This window comes from Robertkochia flava (assembly GCF_020166515.1).
GTDB classification, from domain to species: Bacteria; Bacteroidota; Bacteroidia; order Flavobacteriales; family Flavobacteriaceae; genus Robertkochia; species Robertkochia flava.
On the sequence record NZ_JAINZT010000002.1, the window covers coordinates 494,006 to 517,239 of the forward strand.

Below are 23,234 nucleotides of genomic sequence, written 5' to 3' on the forward strand. Positions count from 1 at the left end.
TTTAAGGTACTTTATGACCCTGGCTCGCTACCTGAATAGCAAACCAGTCTTGCAATTCCAGGTCGATATTTGTAGCCTTCAGGGCATTTGAAATTCTTTCAGGGTTGGTGGTTCCGATAACCGGAATGATCCCGGCCGGATGTTTCATGATCCAGGCCAGTAATAGCTGATCTGCGGTGGCCTTGTATTTTTCAATGAGTTCGAACATCAGGGTTCTGATGCGTTGTGTCTGAGGCGTATCTTCCCGGAAAACACTTCCAAGCGGACTCCAGGCCATGGGTTGGATGCCATGAAGGATCATATGGTCCAGGTCTCCATTGAGCATGCTTTCAAAATGCGTGGCAGAGAACTGTATCTGGTTGGCGGCCAGGGGAATTTTAGAACGGATGAGGTCGGTTTGGGAAGGTGTGAAGTTGGAAACCCCCAGGGATTTGATCTTTCCCTCTTTTTTCAATCGCTCGGCTGCGGCGGCGATGGCTCCCGGCTCCATCAGCGGGCTCGGTCTGTGCAAGAGGAACAGGTCAAGATAATCGGTGCCCAGGTTCTTCAGGCTTTGCTCTGCACTCCAGACGATATAGTCTTCAGACAGGTCGTAGTGTTTGATCCGGTTATCCCGTGTATCGGCCATATACTGGATCCCGCATTTACTGATAAGCTGTATGTCTTCTCTCTTGACCGGACTCTTCTTCAGCGCCTTTCCGAAATCGGCCTCTGTGGTATACCCTCCATAGATGTCAGCGTGATCGAAGGTGGTGATCCCTTTTTCAACACAATAATTGATCAGATGGGTCATCTGGGCTGTACTGAGGTTTTTTCCCCAGCTTCCCCATGTCATGGTTCCGGCTATGATTTTTGAAAATGTCATCTTTTTTCTGTTTATGGATAGCAATTTAAAGAATACACGGCTAAACTTTGGTGTTTTGAGATAAAACTACAGGAATTTCAATTTTTGAAATTTGCCAGGTTTGGTTTAGTTTTGAACCCCTGTATTCCAATTTATAGGATCTCAACTTTACCTCTTCAATAATGCCTGCTTCTTGTTTTTAAAGGCAATAAAAAGATCCGTTTTCCGTTTTTCAACGTACATAGAATGAAAGCCTTAAAACTTAATTAAATACTGAATGTTATGCTAAACAAATTCTTACTCAACGTATTAGCGATTATTTCCGTGACTACCGCACTGGTAGGTTGCAGTGATAACGATGATACTAAACTATCTCAAAATGCCCGGCTTACGGTACGTCTTACCGATGCTCCTGGCGATTATGAAGCTGTAAACATCGATGTGCAGGGCGTAATGGTCAACGCGTCTGATGATCCGGAGTCCGGCTGGGAGGAAATGCAGGACGTGAACACCGGGATCTACGACCTTCTGGAGTTAACCGGAGGTCTTAATGTTTTACTTGCCGACAACCAGTGGCCTGCCGGTGAACTAAAACAGATACGTCTGGTACTGGGTGAAAACAACACCGTGGTGGTAGACGGAAACGAAATGCCTTTGGAGACCCCCAGTGCCATGCAAAGCGGACTGAAGGTTAAGGTTAATGAAACCCTCGAAGCCGGCTATACGTATGATATCATCCTGGATTTTGATGTGGATGCTTCTATCGTGGAGGCCGGGAATTCAGGAAATAAGAATCTCAAGCCTGTGATTCGAGCCAGTTCTGTAGCTACCTCCGGGATCATTTCCGGTAGTGTGGAACCTTCAGGATTCCAGACTAAAGTGAGTGTCATGGTTGGTGAGGAAGAAGTTAGTGCTTACACCGATGAAACCGGTAATTTTATGCTCTACGGAGTGCCCGCCGGAACCTATGATGTTTTGGTGACGCCGGATCCTGAGGTCCGTTACGGCAGTGCCACCATAGAAGGGGTTACTGTTGTAAACGGTGAAACCACCCAGCTGGATCCTGTGGTTCTTGTAATGCTTGAGAATGTTGGGGATGTTACCGGTACTGTGAGCAATGAGGGACTTTCTTTTTCCGCTACAACAGTAGTAACTGTTGAAGGAGTAGAGAATAGTGTCGAGGCGGTTTACGGTGCGGAAGGACAATTTACTTTCTACAATTTACCGGCTACAGGAGAAGGTGAGTCTTATACCATTACCGTGGCAGCAGAAGGATATCAGTCTGTAGAGGTTACCGGGGTTACCGTAGCTGATAATGAGCTGACTACCCTGGAGGCTCCGATCGAGTTAATGGTAGAGTAAAGTTAAAATCTGCTAAAGAAATATTAAGAGTGGTCTCTGCAGGGATCACTCTTTTTATTTTTAACCTAACCTTAACAACATACTCTCATATTAATTTTCAATTTGCGTGCTACCGCGAGTCGTCTTATATTCAAACTGCTAAAAAACTATTATATGGAGCAAGAAAGTACTATTGATATTAGTCAGATCAATGAAAAAATTGCCACAGAGAGTGCTTTTGTCGATATTTTAACCAAGGAAATGACCAAGGTTATCGTGGGTCAGAAACATATGGTAGAGCGTTTGCTGATCGGTTTGTTAGGTCAGGGACATATTCTGTTAGAGGGGGTGCCGGGCCTGGCAAAAACCCTGGCGATAAATACCCTGTCCAGTGCGGTTCATGGTAGTTTCAGCAGGATACAGTTTACTCCGGATTTGTTGCCGGCCGACGTTATCGGAACGCTGATCTACAATATCAAAGAGAATGACTTTTCCATAAAAAAGGGGCCAATATTCGCGAATTTTGTTTTAGCAGATGAGATCAACAGGGCCCCCGCTAAAGTGCAGTCGGCATTGCTTGAGGCGATGCAGGAAAGGCAGGTGACCATCGGGGATGAAACGTTTCCCCTGGACCGCCCCTTCCTGGTAATGGCCACCCAGAACCCTGTAGAGCAGGAAGGTACGTATCCGTTGCCGGAAGCCCAGGTAGACCGATTCATGCTGAAAACGGTAATTGACTATCCTAAAATCGATGAGGAACAGCTCATTATACGCGCTAACCTGCGGGGCGGGTTTGCAGAGGTTAAGCCGGTGGTAACTCTGGAACAGATCCTCAGGGCTCAGCAAGCCGTTCGTGAGGTGTATATGGATGAAAAGATCGAGAAGTATATCCTGGATATTATTTTTGCCACCCGTTACCCTGAAAAGTACGGTTTGTCGGAGATAAAGCCGCTCATCAGTTACGGTGCTTCTCCAAGGGGAAGCATCAACCTGGCCACTGCAGCCAAATGTTATGCCTTTATCAAGCGACGTGGATACGTGGTGCCTGAGGATGTCCGTGCGGTTGTTATGGATGTATTGCGACACAGAGTTGGGATAACCTATGAGGCCGAGGCCGAGAACATCAGTTCTGAAGACCTTATACATAAGGTGGTTAATGCGATTGAGGTGCCCTAAACTATTGCGATAGTTCCGGTAGAATGGTTATAACCTTAGCTTCAAGACTGAACCCTAAAAATGGATACCAAAGAAATACTCAAAAAAGTAAGGAAGATTGAAATCAAAACCCGAAGACTCAGTGATCATGTTTTCGGGGGAGAATATCATTCCACCTTTAAAGGTCGGGGGATGACCTTTAGCGAGGTAAGGCAGTATCAGTTCGGGGATGATGTGCGGAGCATAGACTGGAATGTAACTGCCCGTTACAATGAACCTTTTGTCAAGGTTTTTGAGGAAGAACGTGAATTGACGATGATGTTAATGGTTGACGTCAGCGGATCTGAGATGTTTGGTACCAGCAGCCAGTTTAAGAAGGAAGTGATCACGGAAATTGCAGCAACCCTTGCTTTTTCTGCCCTTCAGAACAATGATAAGATAGGCCTGGTGTTGTTTTCTGACCAGGTGGAACTTTACATACCTCCGAAAAAAGGGAGGTTTCACGTATTGCGTATTATCAGGGAACTGATCGAATTTACTCCCGGAAGCAAGGCCACCAACCTGGATCGTGCCCTGCAATTCCTTTCGAGTGTAACCAAGAAAAAGGCGATAGTGTTTATACTCTCTGATTTTATTACGGACGGATATGAACACAGCCTTAAAATTGCTGCCAACAAGCACGATATCACTGGTATCAGGGTGTATGACCAGCGGGAGGCAGACATTCCCAACGTGGGAGTGGTTAATATGAAGGATGCGGAAACGGGTGAACTTTTCCTGGTGGATACCACCTCGCGAAAGATTCGCAGGGCTTACAAGGAAGACTATACCAGCCGGGTGCAGTATTTCCATAACGCCTTCAGTAAAAGCGGAGCCGGAGCCCTCAGTTCCCGTGTGGATGAGAGTTATGTCAAGAAGTTACTTGGGTATTTTAAAAGGAGAGCCTGATCGATGAATAGACCACTGGAAAATAGAATAAATACTACCGGTCCGGGTCATCTTTTCCGGAGATGGTTCTTTTGTATGTGTGTGCTTTTTGCTTCCGCTGCGCTGGCGCAGGATGCAAAGGTATCCTCGTATGCTGATACCACCAGTATACGAATCGGAGAACAGATCGAATTTCGCATTGAAGTGGAAACCGATACGGTGAACCCCGTATTTTTTCCCGAGGGGCAAACCTTCCTGCCTCTGGAGGTGGTGGAAGCCTACCCCATTGATACTTTTAAAGCTGAAGATAAATACAATCTGATCCGGAAGTACGCGCTTACCCAATTTGATTCCGGGGCGTATACCATCCCGATACAACAGATCATGGTTGGGCAGAAAGCCTACTTTACAGATTCGGTTCCCGTTGCGGTAAATACCGTTGTCGTGGATACCACAAAACAAAAAATGTACGATATCAAAGGCTTGCAGGCTGTAAACCGCAGCTATGCCGAATGGTGGAAATACCTGGTATGGGCCTTGATTATCGGGGGAGGACTTTTTCTTATTCTTTACTGGTTCCTCTGGCGTGACAAACCCCTTACCGAAGACGAGAAGGTGGCCTTGCTCCCTCCCTATGACAGGGCGCTGCTGGCTTTGGAAAAGCTCGACAATTCCAGGTACCTTATCCAGTCGGAGTATAAAGAGTATTATTCTGACCTTACCAATATTGTACGTTCTTATCTGGAAGATGAGATCCATGTGGATGCTTTGGAAAGCACCACATCACAGCTTATTGCCAAGCTGGAGTTGCTCAGGGACTCGGGGTCGCTCAAACTTGATGATGGTTCCATTACGCAGTTTCAAAAAGTATTGGAAACAGCAGACCTTGTAAAGTTTGCCAAAACGGTACCCGACAGCACCGTTATCAAACAAGACAGAGCATTGGCAGAGCAATTGGTAAATAAAACCCATGAAGCCTTGCCGGAACCCGATGAGAGTGAGGTAGATGAGGAGGTAAGGATCGAAGAGCTTCAACGAAAGAAGCGTAAAAAGAAGATCACGTATGCTGTTGCTGCTTCCCTGGCGTTTCTTTTGGCTATGGGAGGAACGATGGTATATTTCTACGGATTCCAGAATGTGAAGGATACGGTTCTGATGCATCCTACCAGGCAATTGCTCCATAGTCAATGGATAGGGAGTGATTATGGGTATCCGTCCATTTATGTGGAAACTCCCGAGGTGCTAATGAGAACCGATCAACCCTGGCCACAGGAAATTCAGAGTCAGATTCACGGTAGCCAGGTGTTCCGTCTGGGAGAACTTGGAGACCGGTTTTACCTGAACCTCAGAGTCACTACTTTTAAGAAGGACTCTAAGATAGATGGTACCCAGGCCATGGACAATACGATACAAATGCTTGAAGATACCGGTGTTCAGAATATGCTGGTCAAGGAGGAGGATTTTACAACTGCAACCGGAGTGAAGGGGTTGAAACTGTACGGAAGCCTGAGTGTGCCTTTCGAGGACGGACAATCCGGGAAGATGCAATATGCCATGTACAGCTTTACCCATGAAGGAGGGCTGCAGCAATTGTTGATGATTTACGACCAGAACGATCCGTATGCTCCCCAGGTGGCAGAGCGAATTATTGGTTCGGTAGATTTTAAAAAAGCAGGATAGCATGTTTGAGAATATAGAGTTTGCAAATCCACAATTCTTTTGGTTACTGTTGCTGTTACCGGTGGCCCTGGTTTGGTATGTCTTTACCAGGAAGAAGGAAACTGCGGCCCTTACCGTACCGAGTCTTGGGGGATTTAAACGGAAGCGATCGGTGCTGTCTGCCTTGAAACCGGCATTATTTTTACTGCGACTACTTGCTTTGGGTGCCCTGATAACGGCAATGGCGAGACCTCAGACCAAGGATGTATCTACCCGCACAAAATCCAGTCGCGGTATTGATATTGTGATGGCCATAGATGTTTCCTCGAGTATGCTCGCCAGAGACCTCAAGCCAAACCGGCTCAATGCACTTAAAAGTGTCGCTGCCAGTTTTATCAAAGACCGGGTCAGTGACCGGATCGGTTTGGTGGTGTATTCCGGGGAAAGTTTTACGAAGACGCCGATCACAAGTGATAAGGCTATTGTACTCTCCTCCCTGGAGGAGATCCGGTACGGTCAGCTTGAAGACGGAACGGCCATTGGAATGGGCCTTGCCACCTCTGTGAATCGTCTAAAAGAGAGCAAGGCGAAAAGTAAAGTGATCATCCTGTTAACCGACGGGGTCAACAACTCCGGATTTATAGAACCTGCTACAGCGGCTGAACTGGCCGTGGAGTACGGGATAAAAACTTATACCATAGGCATCGGTACCAACGGTAAAGCAGAAACCCCGGTGGCGTATAATCTGGACGGAAGTTTCAGGTACGCCTTCCGTGAAGTTGAAATAGATGAAGAGCTGTTGCAATCGATCGCTGAGAATACCGGTGGGCGCTATTTCAGGGCAACGGACAACGAAACCCTATCAGAAATTTACGACGAGATCAATAAACTGGAAAAATCGGAAGTCGAGGAGATCCGCTACACCAATTTTGAAGAGCGGTTCCGGCCACTGGCCATACTGGCCGGAGGGCTGATGTTGATGGAAGTGTGTTTAAGATTTACTTTTTTCAGAAGTTTTATATAAATGTATCAGTTAGACCAACATATTTATTTTTACCTGCTCGCCGTGATCCCGGTGCTGGTGCTCATGTTTCTGTTGCTGCAATTATGGAAGCGAAGGGCCCGAAACCGGTTTGGTGATTCCGGGTTGCTCCGGCGTTTATCCCCGGACCGGTCCGGATTTAAGCCTGTTCTTAAACTGGTAATGTGGTGCCTGGCTTTTGCATGTCTGTCGATAGCCCTTGTAAATCCTAAGATAGGGACGAAGCTGGAAACGGTAAAGCGGGAAGGGGTAGATCTTGTTTTCGCCATAGATGTATCTAAGAGTATGGCGGCAGAAGATATTGCGCCTAACCGACTGGAAAAAGCGAAAAGGCTTACCTCGGAGATCATCAACAGCCTGGTGAGCGACCGTATTGGTATAATTGCATACGCCGCAAGGGCGTATCCCCAGTTGCCTATTACTACCGATTACGCTGCGGCTAAGATGTTCCTGCAGAACATGAACACCGACATGATGTCTTCTCAGGGTACGGCCATCGGGCAGGCCATAGACCTGGCCACCAGCTATTTTGACGACCAGGATCAGACCAACAGGGTGTTGGTGATCATTTCTGATGGGGAGGACCACTCCGGGAACTTTGAGGAGGCAATCGCCAAGGCAAGAACGGAAGGTATCAGGATATTTACCATTGGAGTTGGAACCGAAAAAGGCGGAAGGATTCCGCTGAGAGAAAATGGAGTGATACAATCCTATAAAAAGGATCAGAATGGAGATGTGGTGATCACCCGTCTCGATAATTCCATCCTGCAGCAGATTGCTGAGTTGGGAGAAGGAGGGTATGTAAATGGATCTAATACAGAAGAGGTTATTGATTATGTGACTGATACGCTGTCGAGAATGGATAAGAAGGAATTTGAAGCCAAACAATTTGCTGATTTCAAGGACCAGTTTCAGTGGTTTCTCGGCGGGGCTTTGCTATTGCTTTTTATCGACGTGTTCCTGCTGGAGCGTAAAACTGCCTGGTTGCGTAAATTAAACCTGTTTAACGAAAAGGAAGAGGAGCTGTAAATAACTGTATTATGAAAACTGCAATTAACATCATATTACTTTCAGGACTTTTCATGGGGTTGGGAACAACCGTGCTCTTCGCCCAAGAAGAGGAGGGTGCGGAAAAGAAGAATTACCGCAAATCCCTTGACCTCACCTATGAGGCAAATAACGAGTTAATTGAAGAAGACTTCACCGAGGCCGAGGCGACCTACAGAAAAGCCATAGCCAGAAGTGATAAGAATGCCACAGCCCGCTATAACCTTGGAAATGCCTATTACGAAAAGAACAGCCTGGGAGAGGCATTTATGAGGTATAAGGAAGCAGGAGAGTCTGCAGCATCCAAGGCAGATAAGCATAAGGCCTTCCACAATATGGGAAATGTGTTTATGAAGAATGAAGAATATCAGAAAGCGGTTGAAGCCTATAAAGAAGCATTGAGAAACGATCCGTCTGATGAGGAGACGCGATATAACCTGGCCCTGGCCAAAGAAATGCTGGAAAAGGAAAAACAACAGAACCAGGACAATCAGGACAACCAGGACAACCAGGATCAAAACCAGGATAATAAAGAAAACCAGGATCAGCAACAGCAGCAACAGGATCAGCAAAACCAGGATCAGAACGGGGGAGAAGAAGACCAGAAGGAAGAAAAGGGAGATCCCAACCAGGAAGGCGATCAAAAACAGGATCAACAGCAGGAGGGGGAAGGCGATCAGCAGAAACAACAGCCCCAGGAGGGTGAAGGTCAGCCTGAGCAACAACGTCAGAGCCAGCTTTCGCCTCAGCAGATCAAGAACATCCTCGAGGCTATGAATAACGAGGAGAAAAAGGTTCAGGAAAAAATGAACGCTAAGAAAGTTAAAGGAATACCCGTAAAAACGGAAAAAGATTGGTAAGTCAGGAGGAAGTTAACATGAGTTCTTTAAAGTGGTACATATCGGCTTTATTTATCATAGGTGTATTTTTCACTGGATTTGCCCAGGATGATGCTGTCGAGTTCAATGCTTCGGTAAGCAAAAGCAAGCTCGGTATCAATGAGCGCCTTCGTATAGATTTCACCATGAACCAGGATGGGGATAATTTCACGCCACCTGATTTCGATGGTTTTCGCGTTATAATGGGGCCTAACCAATCGGTGAGTCACCAGTGGATCAACGGGAAAAAAAGCTTTTCAAAGTCCTACTCGTATGTTTTGTCACCCTTAAAAAAAGGGAAATTCAATATCCGGCAGGCAACTGTAGAAATTGATGGGAATACCTATAAAACCCTGCCGGTTGCGGTGGAGGTTACCGAGGCCGTTAGCGATCCGAATGCCCCGCCAAGCGCCAATGATGTGGCTGAAGAAAAGTTGCACCTGGTAGCGGAGGTTTCCGATTCCAATCCTTACCTGAACGAAGCCATAAGTGTAGAGTATAAACTTTATATTAGTCCGGATATAAATATCTATGACTTTATCCCGGTAGATAATCCGACTTATAACAACTTCTGGTCTCAGAATATCGAGGTAAAACGGCTTAAGGCCGAAAATGGCCTCTACCAGGGAAAGCAATACCGATACGTAGTACTTAAACAGGTGGTGCTCTATCCGCAGCGAAGCGGGAAGCTGGAGATCGAACCCCTGACGCTGGAGGTCAAGGTGGAGGTGCCTACCAACAGAAGAAATATCTTCGGAGAGCGCGTGTATACCCAAACCCATGTAAAAGTAGCTACCGATAAGCGAACGATTCGAGTGAAGCCTTTACCCGAAGAGGGGAAACCTGAAAACTTTTCAGGGGCTGTTGGAAAATTTGATTTTGATGTGATCCTTTCCAAATCCGATCTCAGGGCAAATGAATCCCTGACCGCAAAGATCACCGTAAATGGGGAAGGTAACCTCAAGCTATTCGAATTGCCATCGCTTACCCTGCCAAGTTCTCTCGAAGTGTATGAGCCGGAATTTTCCGAGTCGATTCGTACGCGGTTGAGCGGAATGAAGGGAAGGGTTACGGAAAGTTATACCATCGTTCCTCAGTACAGAGGGAAGTACCCTGTTCCGGAGGTGGAGTTCTCCTATTTTGATCCGGAAACAGAGGAGTATAAAGTACTGAAGTCTGCCAGCACGATGATCAATGTGTTTGACGGCCCATCTTCCGGATCCGACCCGAACACGGATGTCAATTCCGGAGTGGTCAAACAACCGGTTGCCATGGTGGGTGACCAGTTCAGGTTTCTGAAACTCAACGCTAACCTGGTGCCTAAAGCTCAGAAGGAGTTTCTGGGGACCCTCCGATTTTATCTTTTGTATTTCGGCCCGTTATTACTTATACCCCTGGCCATTATTATCGGTAAGCGAAAGCGGGAGCGCGCACTTGATGTGGAAGGGAACAGAGTAAGGAAGGCAAACAGGCTGGCCAGGAAATACCTTTCTGAAGCCCGGAAAAACCTCGATGACGGAGATCGCTTCTACGAGGCTCTGGAGCGGGCCCTGCACAATTACCTGAAGGCAAAGCTGCATCTGGTAACCTCCGATATGAGTAAGGAGAGAATTCGTGTTCTCCTGGAGGAACACGGGGCGGGAGAAGAAGAGATCAAGGGATTTGTGGCCTTGTTGAGCTCCTGTGAGCTGGCACGGTACACCCCGGTTACGGCAGGCGGTATGAAAGTAGATTATGATAAGGCGGCAGAAGTGATCGCTGTTCTCGATAAACATCTGGGATAATGAAACATACAGGAAATATAAAGTTTAGCTTACGGGAGCTGTTCACAGGGCTATTGCTTTTTGTATTGACCAGCGTGGGAGCCCAGAATGACCAGCTCTTTGAAGAGGGGAATAAGCTCTACAACGAAGGAGCATACCAGGAAGCCATTCAGCGATACAAAAAGATTTCAGAGAGTGGCATGCATTCGCCGGAATTGTATTTCAATATGGGGAATGCCTATTATAAGATCAATGAGATAGCTCCGAGTATACTGTATTATGAAAAAGCTCTGGTACTGGATCCTGAGGATGAAGATGTTCGGGTAAACCTCGCTTATGCAAGGAACATGACCATAGATGCTATTGAAGAAATGCCACAAACGGGAATCTCCAAGCTCGTTAACGGCATTATCGGCACATTGGATTACCGGATGTGGAGCTACCTCGCCATAGGGGCCATGTTTCTTTTCGTGACCTTATTTATCGCCTATTATTTTGCCTATGCACAGGGGAGAAAGCGCCTGCTTTTTGCCGGTAGTGGGGTTTCTTTACTGCTATCGCTGGTATGTCTTTTGTTTGCCTTCCAGCAGCGTACACTGCTAAGCCAACGCAATCCTGCCATCGTCTTTGCGCAGGAAACCACCGTAAAGTCTGAACCCAACCTCGGTAGCGAAGAGATTTTCCGTCTTCATGAGGGAACCAAGGTCTTTATCCTGGATACACTTAATAACTGGAAGAAGATCAGGCTGTCAGACGGAAAAGAAGGATGGTTACCTGAAGATGAATTAAGGGTGGTTAAGGATTTTTAATTAAATTAACATATCTTACCATACATTACTCCTAATTTTGGGAGTAGAAGAAGAACACTTTTTTGGGAACTAAAGAAAGAATATACCTGATAACCTTTCTCTTTAGCTTCTGTACATTTCTGATTAGCCCTTCGGTATTTATACTTCTGCAGGATGATACCGATGTCGCCTATTTTTTCAATATTTCAGAAGAGGAGGAGAATAAAGAGGAAAGCATGGAAAAGGATATGGACGAGAATTTCATATGTCATTTCCAGGTTATCGAGTGGGCCTATAATTCATCTGAAGCCGGGGTGTTCTTCCACCTTCAGCCCGTATGCCATGATGTCTTTCGGGCTCCTGTTCTCCCCCCTCCCGAATTCAGGGTCTGATTTCCTCAGTATTATTCTTACAAAATGACTTGCCGCTCCCATACAGGAGACGGTACACTACTTTCTTAAAAATTACATTTTATGTTTAAGCATTTAAAAAATGATTTACCATCAAGTTTGGTGGTATTCTTTGTTGCATTACCACTGTGTCTCGGAATTGCTCTGGCGAGTGGGGCACCTTTATTTTCGGGATTGATCGCGGGTATCGTGGGTGGTATTGTGGTAGGTTCTCTCAGTGGCTCCAGTCTTGGGGTTAGTGGTCCGGCTGCCGGATTGGCCGTGATCGTTTTAAACGCCATCACCGACCTTGGAAGCTGGGAAGTTTTTCTCGTAGCTGTGGTGCTGGGTGGGGTCCTGCAAATCGCTCTCGGGGCGGCTAAGGCCGGAATTATCGGTTACTACTTTCCTTCTTCAGTGATCAAGGGCATGCTGGCCGGTATCGGTATCATCATCTTTTTAAAACAATTGCCGCACGCCGTAGGGTATGATTCCGATTATGAAGGGGATCTTAACTTTTTACAGTTGGATGGGGAAACCACCTTTACTGCACTAGGCAGTATGATGGATAATGTTTCACCGGGCGCTATCGTGGTTTCGCTCATCTCTCTTGGGATACTTCTTCTTTGGGATCTTGTGCTTACCAAAAAATCAGATGTTTTTAAAATCGTACCTGGGCCACTTATTGCAGTTGTGGTGGGAATCCTTTATAACTTCACCATAGCCTCAGACCATGCTTTTGGTATCGCCGCAGAGCACCTGGTTTCCGTTCCGGTTCCGGAAAGTGCAACAGATTTCCTGGGTCAGCTGTCGTTCCCCGATTTCGGAGCCATTACGCGTTACGATGTCTGGATAACCGCTATAACCCTGTGTATTGTGGCCAGTCTGGAAACTCTCTTATCTGTGGAGGCTACCGATAAGCTGGATCCGCAAAAACGAACCACACCAACCAACAGGGAGCTATTTGCCCAGGGAACGGGAAATATTGTGTCCGGGCTCATCGGTGGACTTCCTATAACCCAGGTAATCATTCGCAGTAGTGCTAATGTGCAGTCCGGAGGAAAAACCAAGATGTCTGCTATTATTCACGGTTTTCTGCTGTTGATCTCGGTGATCGCCATTCCCGCCTTGTTAAACAAGATTCCGCTTGCCGTATTGGCGGCAATTCTGCTGGTGGTTGGATACAAACTTGCCAAACCCGTGCTTTTTAAAAATATGTATCGTTTGGGCAGGGAACAATTCATACCCTTTATAGTAACCGTGCTGGGAGTTGTTTTCACCGACTTATTGCTCGGTATCGGACTTGGTCTGGGTGTTGGTATTATGATGATCCTGATCAAGAACTATCAGAATTCTCACTTCCTGCATATTGTGGAGAAGGAAGACGGGGTGCATAAAGTTCGCATGACCTTATCAGAAGAAGTAAGTTTCCTGAACAAGGGAGCCATTTTAAGGGAATTAAACAATCTTCAGCCCAATACGCACCTGGAATTGGACGTTACCAAATGTATTCGTCTCAATTATGATATCCTGGAGATCCTCGATGATTTTCGGTACAGATCAAAACAAAAAGGCATTCATATTACCGTTATCTCTGAAAAAGGTACATTTGAGAATCCCGAGAGCTTTATGAAACTGTTTTTAACCACCAAGGTTGCGTAAAATCAGCCGAAAAAATAAATAAACATACTTGAAATGGATTTACAGAAAATTTTTGAAAATAACGCAGACTGGATCAAGGATAAACTTAATACTGATAAGGATTTCTTTGAGAAGCTGGGAAAGGGACAGAGTCCTGAATTGCTTTACATCGGGTGTTCAGACAGCCGGGTAACGGCCGAAGAGCTGATGGGGTTGGAGCCGGGAGAGGTGTTTGTGCATCGTAACATTGCCAATGTGGTTTCTAACATTGACCTAAATGCCATGTCGGTGATCGAGTACGCAGTGAACCACCTTAAGGTGAATCACGTAGTTATTTGCGGGCATACCAGTTGCGGGGGAGTAAAGGCTGCCATGCAATCGGCAGATCTTGGACTGCTCAACCCCTGGTTGCGGAATATCCGGGATGTGTTTCGATTACACAAAGAGGAACTCAACGCGATCCAGGATGAGGAATTGCGGTATGACCGACTCGTGGAGCTCAATGTGCAGGAGCAATGTGTGAACCTGATCAAAACGGCAGCCGTGCAAAAGGCCTATAAGGAAAGAGGATTAAAGGTTCACGGTTGGGTATTTGATATCCATAACGGGAAACTGATCGACCTGAAGATCGATTTCGAGGGCATCCTCGAAAATATTATGGAGATTTATAATCTCGATTAAAAAGAAGCCCCGGTTAAGGGGCTTTTTTTATGGAATATTCCAGGAGTACAGCAATTAGCGCTGTAGACTCAGATGATAAGGGTCTGCAGTTTTAAATGGATTCCGGTATTGTTTCAGGAGCCTGAAGTACGGCTTCGTCTTCAAGAATGATCTGAAATAATAATCCGCCAATGTTTTTTACCGGGCTATATAACAGAGAGGTTTCCATGGAATCCTGATCGGTTAAGGGAAAGGAGATGTCTATCCTGGACAGGAAAATGAGCAAGCCGCCCAGGACCACGATAAATTTCAGGCCGCCAAATACACTACCCATGATCTTATTGATAAAACCCAGGGCGGCGATATTGGCAAGCTTGGTTAATACCTTACCCAAAAGCGTTATGGCCAGGATGATCACAATGAAGGTCACCGCAAAAGCAGCTAGATTGATGTATTTTTCCTCCCATTCCAGGTATTGGGTCAGGTAGTTCCCAGTAAGGTAGGAGAAATGAATGGCTCCGAATATTCCGGCAATAAGGGCGATCAGGGAGGCTGCTTCCACAAAGAAGCCGTTGATAAATCCTTTGATTACGCCATACAGTATAAGTACGCCCAGCAGGATGTCTATAAAATTCATAGCAAAAGCGGTTTGAACAAATATATGTTATTTGAAGTTCTTATTTTTGCTAAAAACATTGCTATGGCTCGCGACGAACAGTTAAAGCGAAGATGGGAGCTGCTTACCCAAAAGTTATCAGAACGCTTCGCCGATGGAGATGAACTCGACCTGGATTCGGTGATCTACCTGGTGGGCGTGCAGGAACTCGGTCAGTTACACCGCCGATTTAAAAAGGATGAAAAGGTAAATCTCATGCATATCGCTATTTGCAGGTTGTTGGAGCCTTACGGATATTACGAATTCGATTTTTTTGATGATGATGGTTGGCCGCATTACCGGTTAAAGGAAGAACTGCCCGTTCTCAAAGCCGGGGAGCAGAGTGTGCTGATGAAGGAAGCCATCGTTCAGTATTTCCTCGAAAAAGAATATATAGATTAAATTTCATGGCCCATGGTTGTTCAATATTTCCCCAACGACACAGGGCCTATTTATGCTGAAACACTGGCGGGTAGATTTCCCGTCGAACCCTTTAATACCTTTAGTAATCTCGTATTTTTCTTTATCCTCGTCTATTGGGGGGTAAGGGTATACCGGCGTCCGATGGAGCATCGCTTTCTGGCGTATGCCATGCCGCTACTTGGCGTAGGCTGGCTGGGCGGCACCTTGTATCACGCCACCAGGAGTCATGAGGTATGGTTGCTAATGGATTGGGTCCCTATCCTGCTGCTTTGTTTTGCAGCTGTGATGTATTTTATTTTCAAATTGGTGCGATCCACATCCTACCGGTTGCTCATTATCGTTGTAATTCTTGGGATTTCTGCCGGTATGAGATGGCTGCCTGTGCCCGCTGGTTATATCATTACTATAGATTATCTGATCTCTGCGGCTACGGTGCTGGTTCCGCTGGTCTGGTATCTTAAGTCTACGAATTGGGTACATGGCTCATGGGTTTTTCTGGCCATTATGAGTTTTGTAATAGCGTTGTTCTTTCGCTATCTCGACAGCCGCCAGGAGGTTTTGGAGTATGGAACCCATTGGCTCTGGCATCTGTTTGGGGGGATATCCGTTTTTCTGCTGTTCAAATATATTTATGAAGATAAAAGAGTTTTACCCGATAAGGTGGCAGATAAGTAATGTATATGCAAGAATTATTTAAATTTGCCCTTCCAAAGAAATGTGTGATATGATAGAGACCATAAAGGAGCATTTGACTCAGGTAGAAAAGTTTACTGCAGATAATTTAAACGACATTGAAGATTTCCGTATCAAGTACCTCGGAAAGAAAGGTCTTTTGAATGATTTTTTTGCCGAGTTTAAAAATGTTCCCGGAGATCAGAAAAAGGAATTTGGTCAAACCATTAATCAGCTTAAAACAGCTGCCCTGGAAAAGGTGAATGCCCTGAAAGCGGAGTTGGAAAATAAGCAGCAGGAGGCTAATATCTATGGCGATCTTACCCGTCCGGGTACGCCATTGGAATTAGGGTCCAGGCACCCGATCTCTATTGTAAAGAATCAGATCGTTGATATATTTTCACGTATCGGTTTCAATGTCTCTGAAGGTCCGGAAATGGAAGACGACTGGCATAATTTTACAGCCCTTAATCTTCCCGAGTACCACCCTGCCCGGGATATGCAGGATACCTTTTTTATCCAGACAGATCCGGATATCCTGTTAAGAACGCATACTTCTTCCGTACAGGTGCGGTACATGGAAAATAATCAACCACCCATAAGAACGATATCCCCGGGAAGGGTTTACAGGAACGAGGCGATCTCTGCACGTTCGCATTGCTTCTTCCACCAGGTTGAGGGACTTTATATCGATAAGGGTGTTTCTTTTGCAGACCTGAAGCAAACCCTGCAGTATTTTACCACTGAAATGTTCGGAAAATCCAGGATCAGGTTGAGACCTTCTTACTTCCCGTTTACGGAGCCCAGTGCTGAGGTTGATGTTTACTGGGGGTTAGAGACCGAGACCGATTATAAGATGACCAAAGGAACGGGTTGGCTTGAGATCATGGGCTGTGGAATGGTAGATCCGAATGTTTTACAAAACTGCGGGATCGATCCCAATGAATATTCCGGTTTCGCCTTTGGAATGGGAATTGACAGGATCGCCCTTTTGCTGCATCAGATCTCTGACATACGAATGTTGAGTGAGAACGATGTGCGGTTCTTAAAGCAATTCAAAAGCGTACTGTAAACCGGAGAAGGTAATGAAGAAGGATATTAAGATCCCTGAACCAGAAGGACTGTACCTGGCAGCGGTGCGTACATTTAATGAAGAACTGGGAGAAAATGTCTGGGACATATTTTTGCTGAATGCAGGTCAAAATGTCAAGGAAACCATGATGATTGTGCTCAGAGGATATTCGGAGGATAAAAAGACCTCGGTCATGCGAAAAAAGCTGGAGGCACTGCAACCGGGATCCTTTGGTCGGCTTGAATTTCTCAGGGAGGAATTACTGGATTTCAGAAACGAATACCTGGTAACCTGGTTCGAGGGAAGTGTCATGTACGAAAAGAATTTTGTACTGGAACCCGGACAGGTCTCAGAGGAGCAAATCGAATGGATAGCAACCCTGGGAATGGCGGGGGTACTCTTCTCTTAATTCAGGAAAACATAAGGAAAATAAGCGAGAGCTAAAAGCTCGTGGATAATTGAACTTAGAAATAAGGCTAAAATATTGTAAATCAATATTTTAGCCTTATTTTTATAGGATAATTAATCGATTATGCCGCAAATCTTGTTACAGTTTTAATTAAAAAACTCAAGATTCAAATTCTATGCGGTTATTTTCCTGTTTTATTTTTTTAGTGCTTTTATCGGGGTGTAAGGAATCGGGTACACAGGACGGGCAGGCTGCTGCCACTCCCCCGGAAGTACAGGTTCTGGAGGTGAAAAAGGACAGTATTACCGGGTATCAGAACTACCCCGCCAGTATAGAGGGTATTGTTAGCAGCGAGGTGAGAGCCAAGGTTTCCGGCTATATTCAGAACGTAATGGTAGACGCCGGGCAGCGGGTAACCAAGGGGCAGCCTCTGTTTCGCCTGGAAACCGAAACTCTTAATGAAGATGCCCAGGCGGCACAGGCTTCCGTGAACGCGGCCCAGGTGGAGGTGGAAAAACTGGTGCCCTTGGTAGATCAGGGCATCATAAGTTCGGTTCAGCTGGAAACAGCCAGGGCCAACCTGGCCAGAGCCAAAAGTAATTACAACAGTATCGCTGCCAAGATCGGTTATGCCACGGTAAAAAGTCCGGTAGATGGCTATCTTGGCTCAATTAACTTCAGGGAGGGTAGTCTTGTAAGTCCTTCCGATCCCAAGCCTTTAACCTCGGTGAGTAATATTGAAAGGGTATACGCCTTCTTCTCAATGAACGAGGCGCAATATCTCGATTTTTTACAGGAGTTCCAGGGCAATTCCCTTGAGGAGAAAGTGAAGAACTTCCCTCGGGTATCGCTGAAGCTGGTCAATGGCTCCCTTTATGATCAGCAGGGGGAAATCGAAACCGTCTCCGGACAGATCAATCCGGAATCCGGTACCGTTAGTTTCAGGGCAGTCTTCGATAATCCCGGGGAATTGCTCAGCGACGGAAACAGCGGTACTATTATGATCCCATCTGTATATCCGGATCATATTCTTGTGCCCGAGCGTTCTGTATTTGATATGCAGGGTGAAGTCTTCGCCTACAGGGTTACCGAGAATAATACGTTGGAGGCGGTTAAGCTTAACTATATAGATATCGTAAATAACCAATATGTGGTTACCGGTGGCCTGGCACCCGGAGACAGGATTGTGGCTATCGGGCCTGACAGGCTTCGCGCCAGTCAGCAGATCACTCCAAGGTCTGTTCCTTATGACAGTGTAGCCCGACCTATTGAAGCGATTTTTAAATAAGCGATCCTATGTTTAAAACATTTATTGAGCGTCCTGTTCTCTCTACAGTTATTTCGATCATTATCATTATCCTGGGTGTTCTCGGATTGCTGACCCTGCCCGTAGAGCAGTATCCTGATATCGCACCCCCAACCGTTAGGATCACGGCAAATTATCCGGGGGCCAGTGCAGAAACCGTTATTGAAAGTGTGGTGATTCCCATTGAGGAGCAGGTAAACGGGGTGGAAGGAATGACGTATATGACTTCCAGAGCCACAAACAATGGGGGGTGTACAATTACCGTGTACTTCGAGCAAGGGGTTAACCCTGATATTGCTGCAGTTAATGTACAGAATAAGGTGGCCCAGGCCACGGCCTTTCTTCCGCCGGAGGTGGTAAAACTCGGCGTTATTACCAGAAAACAGCAAACCAGTGCCCTGATGTTTCTGTCTGTGTATTCCACAACGGAAACCTACGACGAGACCTTTATTACCAATTACCTGAATATTAATGTGGTGCCGGCCTTTAAAAGAATTAGCGGGGTGGGAGACGTAAGGGCGTTTTCAGACCGTAATTATTCCATGAGGATCTGGTTGAAACCGGAAAAGATGGCTGCTTATAACCTGCAGCCTTCAGATATCGCGGCGGTACTTAATGAGCAATCGCTGGAGGCAGCCCCGGGATATCTCGGTGAATCCAGCGGAGAGACGTATTCCTATAAGATCCGGTATAGCGGGCGGTTCAGAACCCAGGAGCAATATGAGAATATCATAATAAAGGCACTGAGTGACGGACAGTTTCTGAGATTGAGGGATGTAGCCGATATTAAATTCGAATCCTATTCCTATTCCTATACCTCCTATACCAACGGTTATCCCAGTATAGTGATGGCTGTCTACCAGGTTAAGGGCTCAAATGCCCAGGCCCTGATAGAGGATTTAAAAGGCCAATTGGAAATCCTGCAAAAGGATTTTCCGGAAGGACTGGAAGTAGATATTGCCTATGATACCAATCAGTTTCTGGAAGCTTCCATAGAAAAGGTGGTGCATACCCTGTTTGAAGCCTTTGCCCTTGTTTTTCTTGTTGTGTTTATCTTCCTGCAGGATTTTCGTTCGACACTTATTCCTGCCATTGCGGTTCCCGTCTCTATTATCGGGGCGTTTTTCTTTCTTAAACTATTTGGGTATTCGGTGAATCTCCTGACGCTTTTCGCCCTGATCCTTGCCATTGGGGTAGTGGTAGACGATGCTATTGTGGTAGTGGAGGCCGTTCACTCAAAATTGGAAGAAGGGGCAGCGAATGCCAGGATAGCCACTCTGGAAGCCATGGAAGAGATCACCCCTGCGGTAATTTCAATGACGCTGGTAATGGCGGCGGTTTTTGTGCCGGTGACCTTCCTTACCGGGCCAACGGGAGTTTTCTATAAACAATTCGGGGTGACCCTGGTCATGGCAATATTTGTGTCGGCTATTAATGCACTGACGTTAAGCCCTGCATTAAGTGCTTTATTGTTAAAACCACATCATCATAAGGAAGGGGCAAAACGCAACATTCTTCAGCGGTTTTTTGACTGGTTCAATCGTGGGTTTGAAAAGTTTAAAGGCGTGGTTGGGAATGCTCTCGGCTTTTTGGTGGCCCATAAATGGATCGTGCTCACCATTCTCGCACTGGCAGTAGCAGGTATTGTATGGACATCAAAAACAACAAAATCGGGTTTTGTGCCCAATGAAGACCGGGGAATGGTCTTTGTCGATCTTCAATTGCCGCCGGGATCTTCTCTTGATCGTACAGATCAGGTGCTGAAAGAGCTGAACCGAAAAGTAAGGGATATTCCCGGGGTAACGGGAACCACCCTGGTAGGCGGATTCAGTGTGTTAAGTGGAGCCGGGAGTAATTTCGGACTGGGAATGATTAAGTTCCTGCCCTGGGAAGAGCGGGAAGCAGATTCCCTCTCTGTGGAAAGCTTACTTCAGAAACTATTCGCTGCCGGGGCCAGCATCCCGGAGGCCAATATTATCTTTTTTTCTCCCCCCAGTGTTCCCGGTTTTGGAGCTGCATCAGGTTTTGAAGTGAACCTGCTCGACAGGTCGGGCGGGTCTTTTGAAAACCTGAGCCAAGCGAACGATGAATTTCTGCAGGCTCTCAATGCCAGTCCGGCTATAAAATATGCCCGGGCTTCCTTCGATATCGGATACCCGCAATACGAACTGGAGATCAATGTGCCGGCTGCAAAGCAGCGGGGAGTGGCAGTTAGTAATATCCTCACCACGATACAAGGCTATATTGGCGGGGTCTATGCCGCCGATTTTGCCAGGTTCGGGCGTCAGTTCAGGGTGCGTTTACAAGCCTACCCGGAAGACCGCAGTACCCTTAGTGACTTTAATCAGCTCTATGTGCGCAACGATTCGGGGAATATGGCGCCGGTTTCAGAATTTGTTACCTTGCGAAGGGTGTACGGACCCCAGGCAGTAGATCGTTTCAATTTATTTAATTCGACCAAGATCACCGGAGAATCCAATCCGGGGTTCAGTACCGGGGATGCCATTGCGGTGATCGAGGCGGAGGCTTCCAGGCTCGGATCGAATTTTTCGGTGGATTATTCGGGATTGACAAGAGAAGAGGTTAGTGCGGGTAGCCAGGCGATTCTGGTCTTTATCCTGTGCCTGATCTTTACGTACTTGTTCCTGGCTGCTCAATACGAGAGCTACCTGCTTCCTTTTGCCATATTGCTGTCGCTTCCCATAGGTATTCTGGGTGGCTTCCTGTTTACCAAGTTCCTGGGGTATGAGAATAACGTGTTCTTTCAGATCGCTTTGATCCTGCTCGTGGGCTTACTGGCCAAAAATGCCATTCTGGTGGTGGAGTTTGCCCTGTTGGCCCGTAAAAAAGGGATGGGGCTCACCGAAGCTGCGATTAAGGGGGCAGTGGCCAGGGTGCGGCCGATCTTTATGACATCTTTTGCCTTTGTTCTTGGACTGTTGCCCCTGGCTGTAGCCACCGGCGCAGGAGCTGCAGGAAACAGGTCTATAGGTACAGGGGCTGCAGGAGGTATGCTCGTGGGTACGGTCTTTGGGATATTCGTGGTATCGGTACTCTTTGTAATATTTCAATGGCTTCAGGAAAAGATCGTGGGATTACCAAAAGAATTAAGGGAACCTGCTGTACAAGAACCTGCTAAAGATAAGGAGGTATGAGAACAGTGAAATACATAAAGATAGTATTGTGGTGTTTGGCTTCGGGGATGTTATTGCAATCGTGTTTTGTAGCCAGGAATTATGAGCGCCCCGAAGTAGAGGAATTAGAGGCTGTAAACCTGTACCGGAATGTGGGTGCGGAGATTGACAGCCAATCGGTGGCAGAGATCTCCTGGAGAAACTTTTTTCAGGACACCCTGCTGCACAATTATATTGAGGAGGCCCTGGCCAATAATATAGATCTTCAGATTGCAGCAGAACAGGTGCTTATTGCCGAGTCACTTCTTAAGCAGGGAAAGGCAGGATATTTACCCCGTCTGGATACACAGGCCCGATTCAATGATCTCGGATTTTCTGAAAATATGGATAACAGACCTCCAAATTTATACACCCAGGAATTCGCACTTACCGGAGGATTAAGTTGGGAAGCTGATGTCTGGGGCAGGATCCGGAGCAATAAACGGGCTCTTGAAGCCTCATTCTATCGTTCGGATGCCGTAAAGAATGCTATTAGCTCATCCCTGGTATCCGGAGTAGCCTCCCTGTATTACGAGCTGTTGTCTCTTGATGCAAAACTGGCCCTGGTAAAACGTGCGATCGAGAACCGGAGCAGGGCTGTGGAAGCCATGCGCGGATTAAAAGAAGCCGGTATGGCCAACGAGGTGGGGGTACAGCAGATCCTGGCCCTGAAATATAATTCTGATGCCGTGGAGGTAAATGTGGAAAACCAGATCCGGCTGCTTGAAAATGCCCTTTCCGTGCTTTTGGGTAGGGTGCCCGGGCCACTGAAACGGGGAAATTTCAGGAATGTGACCATCGACGTCGAGCTTGAAACGGGGGTGCCTTATCGTCTCCTGCAGAACAGGCCCGATATTGTCGCTTCAGAGTATGCCTTCAGGGAAGCTTTCGAACTCACCAATGTAGCCCGGAGTAATTTCTATCCCACCTTTACCCTTAGTGCTTCCGGCGGATTTTTAAGTTCGGACCTTGACGATTGGTTCAATGCGAGTTCACTGTTCTCCAATCTGATGGCAGGTCTTACGCAACCCATTTTCCGTCAACGGGAGATCCGAACCGGATACGAGGTGGCTCAAAGCCAGCAACAGCAGGCTTTTCTTGACTTCAGACTCTCCCTTTTAAACGCAGGAAAAGAGGTGTCGGATGCCCTTTACAATATTGATGCTGCCCAGCGTTTGTCAGAAATTAAAATGAAGGAATTGGAGGCCAATACCAAGGCCACAAGATTTGCTGCCATCCTTCTTACCCAGGGGTATGCGGATTATATCGAAGTGCTCAATGCTAATACCAATCAACTGATCAGCGAATTTGAATTCGTGAATTTCAGATTGCAGGAACTGCAGTCTAAGGTTGAACTTTACAGGGCGCTTGGCGGAGGCTGGCGTTGATC

21 protein-coding genes are annotated in these 23,234 nt (G+C 46.6%); 19 read left to right on the forward strand and 2 right to left on the reverse strand.

All coding sequences use genetic code 11. The features are described 5' to 3' along the window. Position 1 precedes the first annotated feature (1 nt). Positions 2-865, reverse strand: a complete 864-nt coding sequence (locus K7R11_RS02610) for an aldo/keto reductase (RefSeq protein WP_224488430.1) — start codon at positions 863-865, stop codon at positions 2-4. Between the two features lie 261 nt (positions 866-1,126). On the opposite strand from K7R11_RS02610, the gene K7R11_RS02615 reads away from it, so the two are divergent. The 12 genes from K7R11_RS02615 (at position 1,127) to K7R11_RS02670 (ending at position 14,155) form a co-directional block, all read left to right on the forward strand. Then, a complete protein-coding gene (locus K7R11_RS02615; protein ID WP_224488431.1) occupies positions 1,127-2,206 on the forward strand; it encodes a DUF4382 domain-containing protein in 1,080 nt (359 codons plus the stop codon). Between the two features lie 153 nt (positions 2,207-2,359). Then, entirely contained in the window at positions 2,360-3,361 is a 1,002-nt protein-coding gene (locus K7R11_RS02620; protein ID WP_224488432.1) for an AAA family ATPase, read from the forward strand. A gap of 60 nt (positions 3,362-3,421) precedes the next feature. Continuing rightward, entirely contained in the window at positions 3,422-4,288 is an 867-nt protein-coding gene (locus K7R11_RS02625; RefSeq protein WP_224488433.1) for a DUF58 domain-containing protein, read from the forward strand. Between the two features lie 3 nt (positions 4,289-4,291). Then, the gene (locus K7R11_RS02630) at positions 4,292-5,947 is read left to right on the forward strand and encodes a hypothetical protein (RefSeq protein ID WP_224488435.1); all 1,656 of its coding nucleotides are present in this window, start codon (positions 4,292-4,294) and stop codon (positions 5,945-5,947) included. Between the two features lies 1 nt (position 5,948). Then, positions 5,949-6,950: a vWA domain-containing protein gene (locus K7R11_RS02635; protein WP_224488437.1), complete on the forward strand. Its 1,002-nt coding sequence runs from the start codon at positions 5,949-5,951 to the stop codon at positions 6,948-6,950. Beyond that, the gene (locus tag K7R11_RS02640) at positions 6,951-7,997 is read left to right on the forward strand and encodes a VWA domain-containing protein (protein WP_224488439.1); all 1,047 of its coding nucleotides are present in this window, start codon (positions 6,951-6,953) and stop codon (positions 7,995-7,997) included. Between the two features lie 11 nt (positions 7,998-8,008). Next, positions 8,009-8,875 (forward strand): tetratricopeptide repeat protein, encoded by an 867-nt coding sequence (locus K7R11_RS02645; protein ID WP_224488440.1) that lies wholly within the window; start codon positions 8,009-8,011, stop codon positions 8,873-8,875. 17 nt (positions 8,876-8,892) lie between these two features. Beyond that, entirely contained in the window at positions 8,893-10,677 is a 1,785-nt protein-coding gene (locus tag K7R11_RS02650; protein ID WP_224488441.1) for a BatD family protein, read from the forward strand. Then, positions 10,677-11,465 (forward strand): SH3 domain-containing protein, encoded by a 789-nt coding sequence (locus tag K7R11_RS02655; RefSeq protein ID WP_224488442.1) that lies wholly within the window; start codon positions 10,677-10,679, stop codon positions 11,463-11,465. Before K7R11_RS02650 ends, K7R11_RS02655 begins: the two co-directional genes overlap by 1 nt. Positions 11,466-11,527: 62 nt before the next feature. After that, positions 11,528-11,836, forward strand: a complete 309-nt coding sequence (locus K7R11_RS02660; RefSeq protein WP_224488443.1) for a hypothetical protein — start codon at positions 11,528-11,530, stop codon at positions 11,834-11,836. Between the two features lie 81 nt (positions 11,837-11,917). Beyond that, positions 11,918-13,495 (forward strand): SulP family inorganic anion transporter, encoded by a 1,578-nt coding sequence (locus K7R11_RS02665; RefSeq protein WP_224488444.1) that lies wholly within the window; start codon positions 11,918-11,920, stop codon positions 13,493-13,495. A 33-nt stretch (positions 13,496-13,528) separates the two neighbouring features. Next, positions 13,529-14,155 carry a carbonic anhydrase gene (locus K7R11_RS02670; RefSeq protein WP_224488445.1) on the forward strand — a complete coding sequence of 209 codons (627 nt, stop codon included), beginning with the start codon at positions 13,529-13,531 and terminating at the stop codon, positions 14,153-14,155. Positions 14,156-14,246: 91 nt separating this feature from the next. Here K7R11_RS02670 and K7R11_RS02675 read toward each other — a convergent pair whose 3' ends face one another. Continuing rightward, positions 14,247-14,771 carry a CvpA family protein gene (locus tag K7R11_RS02675; RefSeq protein WP_224488446.1) on the reverse strand — a complete coding sequence of 175 codons (525 nt, stop codon included), beginning with the start codon at positions 14,769-14,771 and terminating at the stop codon, positions 14,247-14,249. A 63-nt stretch (positions 14,772-14,834) separates the two neighbouring features. Here K7R11_RS02675 and K7R11_RS02680 point away from each other — a divergent pair, with 63 nt between their 5' ends. The 7 genes from K7R11_RS02680 to K7R11_RS02710 all read left to right on the forward strand — a co-directional run bounded on the left by K7R11_RS02680 (position 14,835) and on the right by K7R11_RS02710 (position 23,232). Beyond that, complete coding sequence (locus K7R11_RS02680) at positions 14,835-15,191, forward strand: hypothetical protein (RefSeq protein WP_224488448.1); 357 nt, start codon at positions 14,835-14,837, stop codon at positions 15,189-15,191. Positions 15,192-15,203: 12 nt separating this feature from the next. Then, complete coding sequence (locus K7R11_RS02685; RefSeq protein ID WP_224488451.1) at positions 15,204-15,887, forward strand: ceramidase; 684 nt, start codon at positions 15,204-15,206, stop codon at positions 15,885-15,887. 49 nt (positions 15,888-15,936) lie between these two features. Further along, positions 15,937-16,956: a phenylalanine--tRNA ligase subunit alpha gene (gene pheS, locus K7R11_RS02690; RefSeq protein WP_224488453.1), complete on the forward strand. Its 1,020-nt coding sequence runs from the start codon at positions 15,937-15,939 to the stop codon at positions 16,954-16,956. 13 nt (positions 16,957-16,969) lie between these two features. Next, entirely contained in the window at positions 16,970-17,365 is a 396-nt protein-coding gene (locus K7R11_RS02695) for a hypothetical protein (RefSeq protein WP_224488456.1), read from the forward strand. A 175-nt stretch (positions 17,366-17,540) separates the two neighbouring features. After that, a complete protein-coding gene (locus tag K7R11_RS02700; RefSeq protein ID WP_224488458.1) occupies positions 17,541-18,653 on the forward strand; it encodes an efflux RND transporter periplasmic adaptor subunit in 1,113 nt (370 codons plus the stop codon). 8 nt (positions 18,654-18,661) lie between these two features. Then, positions 18,662-21,826 (forward strand): efflux RND transporter permease subunit, encoded by a 3,165-nt coding sequence (locus K7R11_RS02705; RefSeq protein ID WP_224488460.1) that lies wholly within the window; start codon positions 18,662-18,664, stop codon positions 21,824-21,826. Further along, complete coding sequence (locus K7R11_RS02710; protein ID WP_224488462.1) at positions 21,823-23,232, forward strand: efflux transporter outer membrane subunit; 1,410 nt, start codon at positions 21,823-21,825, stop codon at positions 23,230-23,232. Before K7R11_RS02705 ends, K7R11_RS02710 begins: the two co-directional genes overlap by 4 nt. Positions 23,233-23,234 lie beyond the last annotated feature (2 nt).

Excerpts from the sequence above, each read along its gene's own strand:
- K7R11_RS02610 (WP_224488430.1), bottom strand. The coding sequence starts at position 865 with ATGACATTTTCAAAAATCATAGCCGGAACCATGACATGGGGAAGCTGG.
- K7R11_RS02615 (WP_224488431.1), top strand. The coding sequence starts at position 1,127 with ATGCTAAACAAATTCTTACTCAACGTATTAGCGATTATTTCCGTGACT.
- K7R11_RS02620 (WP_224488432.1), top strand. The coding sequence starts at position 2,360 with ATGGAGCAAGAAAGTACTATTGATATTAGTCAGATCAATGAAAAAATT.
- K7R11_RS02625 (WP_224488433.1), top strand. The coding sequence starts at position 3,422 with ATGGATACCAAAGAAATACTCAAAAAAGTAAGGAAGATTGAAATCAAA.
- K7R11_RS02630 (WP_224488435.1), top strand. The coding sequence starts at position 4,292 with ATGAATAGACCACTGGAAAATAGAATAAATACTACCGGTCCGGGTCAT.
- K7R11_RS02635 (WP_224488437.1), top strand. The coding sequence starts at position 5,949 with ATGTTTGAGAATATAGAGTTTGCAAATCCACAATTCTTTTGGTTACTG.
- K7R11_RS02640 (WP_224488439.1), top strand. The coding sequence starts at position 6,951 with ATGTATCAGTTAGACCAACATATTTATTTTTACCTGCTCGCCGTGATC.
- K7R11_RS02645 (WP_224488440.1), top strand. The coding sequence starts at position 8,009 with ATGAAAACTGCAATTAACATCATATTACTTTCAGGACTTTTCATGGGG.
- K7R11_RS02650 (WP_224488441.1), top strand. The coding sequence starts at position 8,893 with ATGAGTTCTTTAAAGTGGTACATATCGGCTTTATTTATCATAGGTGTA.
- K7R11_RS02655 (WP_224488442.1), top strand. The coding sequence starts at position 10,677 with ATGAAACATACAGGAAATATAAAGTTTAGCTTACGGGAGCTGTTCACA.
- K7R11_RS02665 (WP_224488444.1), top strand. The coding sequence starts at position 11,918 with ATGTTTAAGCATTTAAAAAATGATTTACCATCAAGTTTGGTGGTATTC.
- K7R11_RS02670 (WP_224488445.1), top strand. The coding sequence starts at position 13,529 with ATGGATTTACAGAAAATTTTTGAAAATAACGCAGACTGGATCAAGGAT.
- K7R11_RS02675 (WP_224488446.1), bottom strand. The coding sequence starts at position 14,771 with ATGAATTTTATAGACATCCTGCTGGGCGTACTTATACTGTATGGCGTA.
- K7R11_RS02680 (WP_224488448.1), top strand. The coding sequence starts at position 14,835 with ATGGCTCGCGACGAACAGTTAAAGCGAAGATGGGAGCTGCTTACCCAA.
- K7R11_RS02685 (WP_224488451.1), top strand. The coding sequence starts at position 15,204 with ATGGTTGTTCAATATTTCCCCAACGACACAGGGCCTATTTATGCTGAA.
- pheS (WP_224488453.1), top strand. The coding sequence starts at position 15,937 with ATGATAGAGACCATAAAGGAGCATTTGACTCAGGTAGAAAAGTTTACT.
- K7R11_RS02695 (WP_224488456.1), top strand. The coding sequence starts at position 16,970 with ATGAAGAAGGATATTAAGATCCCTGAACCAGAAGGACTGTACCTGGCA.
- K7R11_RS02700 (WP_224488458.1), top strand. The coding sequence starts at position 17,541 with ATGCGGTTATTTTCCTGTTTTATTTTTTTAGTGCTTTTATCGGGGTGT.
- K7R11_RS02705 (WP_224488460.1), top strand. The coding sequence starts at position 18,662 with ATGTTTAAAACATTTATTGAGCGTCCTGTTCTCTCTACAGTTATTTCG.
- K7R11_RS02710 (WP_224488462.1), top strand. The coding sequence starts at position 21,823 with ATGAGAACAGTGAAATACATAAAGATAGTATTGTGGTGTTTGGCTTCG.